The organism is Peribacillus sp. FW305-BF15 (genome assembly GCF_058783805.1).
Map to the genome: position 1 here is coordinate 1 of NZ_JBYSYV010000058.1, position 2973 is coordinate 2973.

The 2973-nt window shown below is 52.4% G+C and carries 1 rRNA gene; it reads left to right on the forward strand.

The window, feature by feature from the left end:
• Positions 1-33: 33 nt before the first annotated feature.
• Positions 34-2966, forward strand: a 23S ribosomal RNA gene (locus AC3WLU_RS26640).
• Positions 2967-2973 lie beyond the last annotated feature (7 nt).

Here is a 2973-nt window from a genome sequence, read left to right on the forward strand (position 1 = left end):
TTTTTTCAAAGCATCTGTAAGATCTTTTTTAACGGTTAAGTTAGAAAGGGCGCACGGTGGATGCCTTGGCACTAGGAGCCGATGAAGGACGGGACTAACACCGATATGCTTCGGGGAGCTGTAAGTAAGCTTTGATCCGGAGATTTCCGAATGGGGAAACCCACTGTTCGTAATGGAACAGTATCTTTACCTGAATACATAGGGTACTGAAGGCAGACCCGGGGAACTGAAACATCTAAGTACCCGGAGGAAGAGAAAGCAAACGCGATTTCCTGAGTAGCGGCGAGCGAAACGGAATTAGCCCAAACCAAGAGGCTTGCCTCTTGGGGTTGTAGGACACTCAACATGGAGTTACAAAGGAACGGGGTAAATGAAGCGACCTGGAAAGGTCCGTCGAAGAAGGTAAAAACCCTGTAGTTGAAACTTCGTTCCCTCCTGAGTGGATCCTGAGTACGGCGGGACACGAGAAATCCCGTCGGAAGCAGGGAGGACCATCTCCCAAGGCTAAATACTCCCTAGTGACCGATAGTGAACCAGTACCGTGAGGGAAAGGTGAAAAGCACCCCGGAAGGGGAGTGAAATAGATCCTGAAACCGTGTGCCTACAAGTAGTCAAAGCCCGTTAATGGGTAATGGCGTGCCTTTTGTAGAATGAACCGGCGAGTTACGATTTCATGCGAGGTTAAGTTGATGAGACGGAGCCGCAGCGAAAGCGAGTCTGAATAGGGCGAATGAGTATGAGGTCGTAGACCCGAAACCAGGTGATCTACCCATGTCCAGGGTGAAGTTCAGGTAACACTGAATGGAGGCCCGAACCCACGCACGTTGAAAAGTGCGGGGATGAGGTGTGGGTAGCGGAGAAATTCCAATCGAACCTGGAGATAGCTGGTTCTCTCCGAAATAGCTTTAGGGCTAGCCTCAAGATGAGAGTATTGGAGGTAGAGCACTGATTGGACTAGGGGCCCCCAACGGGTTACCGAATTCAGTCAAACTCCGAATGCCAAATACTTATTCTTGGGAGTCAGACTGCGAGTGATAAGATCCGTAGTCGAAAGGGAAACAGCCCAGACCACCAGCTAAGGTCCCAAAGTATACGTTAAGTGGAAAAGGATGTGGAGTTGCTTAGACAACCAGGATGTTGGCTTAGAAGCAGCCACCATTTAAAGAGTGCGTAATAGCTCACTGGTCGAGTGACTCCGCGCCGAAAATGTACCGGGGCTAAACGTATCACCGAAGCTGTGGATTGACACCGTATGGTGTCGATGGTAGGAGAGCGTTCTAAGGGCGTTGAAGTCAGACCGGAAGGACTGGTGGAGCGCTTAGAAGTGAGAATGCCGGTATGAGTAGCGAAAGAAGGGTGAGAATCCCTTCCACCGAATGCCTAAGGTTTCCTGAGGAAGGCTCGTCCGCTCAGGGTTAGTCGGGACCTAAGCCGAGGCCGAAAGGCGTAGGCGATGGACAACAGGTTGATATTCCTGTACCACCTATACATCGTTTGAACGATGGGGGGACGCAGAAGGATAGGGTAAGCGCGCTGTTGGATATGCGCGTCCAAGCAGTTAGGCCGGAAACGAGGCAAATCCCGTTTCCATTAAGGCGGAGCTGTGATGGCGAGGGAAATATAGTACCGAAGTTCCTGATTCCACGCTGCCAAGAAAAGCCTCTAGTGAGATGTAAGGTGCCCGTACCGCAAACCGACACAGGTAGGCGAGGAGAGAATCCTAAGGTGTGCGAGAGAACTCTCGTTAAGGAACTCGGCAAAATGACCCCGTAACTTCGGGAGAAGGGGTGCTTTTTAGGGTGAATAGCCCAGAAAAGCCGCAGTGAATAGGCCCAGGCGACTGTTTAGCAAAAACACAGGTCTCTGCGAAGCCGCAAGGCGAAGTATAGGGGCTGACACCTGCCCGGTGCTGGAAGGTTAAGGGGAGAGGTTAGCGCAAGCGAAGCTTTGAACCGAAGCCCCAGTAAACGGCGGCCGTAACTATAACGGTCCTAAGGTAGCGAAATTCCTTGTCGGGTAAGTTCCGACCCGCACGAAAGGTGTAACGATCTGGGCACTGTCTCAACGAGAGACTCGGTGAAATTATAGTACCTGTGAAGATGCAGGTTACCCGCGACAGGACGGAAAGACCCCGTGGAGCTTTACTGCAGCCTGATATTGAATTTTGGTACAGCTTGTACAGGATAGGTAGGAGCCTGAGAAGCCGGAGCGCCAGCTTCGGTGGAGGCGTTGGTGGGATACTACCCTGGCTGTATTGAAATTCTAACCCGCGCCCCTTATCGGGGTGGGAGACAGTGTCAGGTGGGCAGTTTGACTGGGGCGGTCGCCTCCTAAAGAGTAACGGAGGCGCCCAAAGGTTCCCTCAGAATGGTTGGAAATCATTCGTAGAGTGTAAAGGCACAAGGGAGCTTGACTGCGAGACCTACAAGTCGAGCAGGGACGAAAGTCGGGCTTAGTGATCCGGTGGTTCCGCATGGAAGGGCCATCGCTCAACGGATAAAAGCTACCCCGGGGATAACAGGCTTATCTCCCCCAAGAGTCCACATCGACGGGGAGGTTTGGCACCTCGATGTCGGCTCATCGCATCCTGGGGCTGTAGTCGGTCCCAAGGGTTGGGCTGTTCGCCCATTAAAGCGGTACGCGAGCTGGGTTCAGAACGTCGTGAGACAGTTCGGTCCCTATCCGTCGCGGGCGCAGGAAATTTGAGAGGAGCTGTCCTTAGTACGAGAGGACCGGGATGGACGCACCGCTGGTGTACCAGTTGTCTTGCCAAAGGCATAGCTGGGTAGCTACGTGCGGACGGGATAAGTGCTGAAAGCATCTAAGCATGAAGCCCCCCTCAAGATGAGATTTCCCATGGCGCAAGCTAGTAAGATCCCTGAAAGATGATCAGGTTGATAGGTCAGAGGTGGAAGCATGGTGACATGTGGAGCTGACTGATACTAATAGATCGAGGACTTAACCAACGCTTTT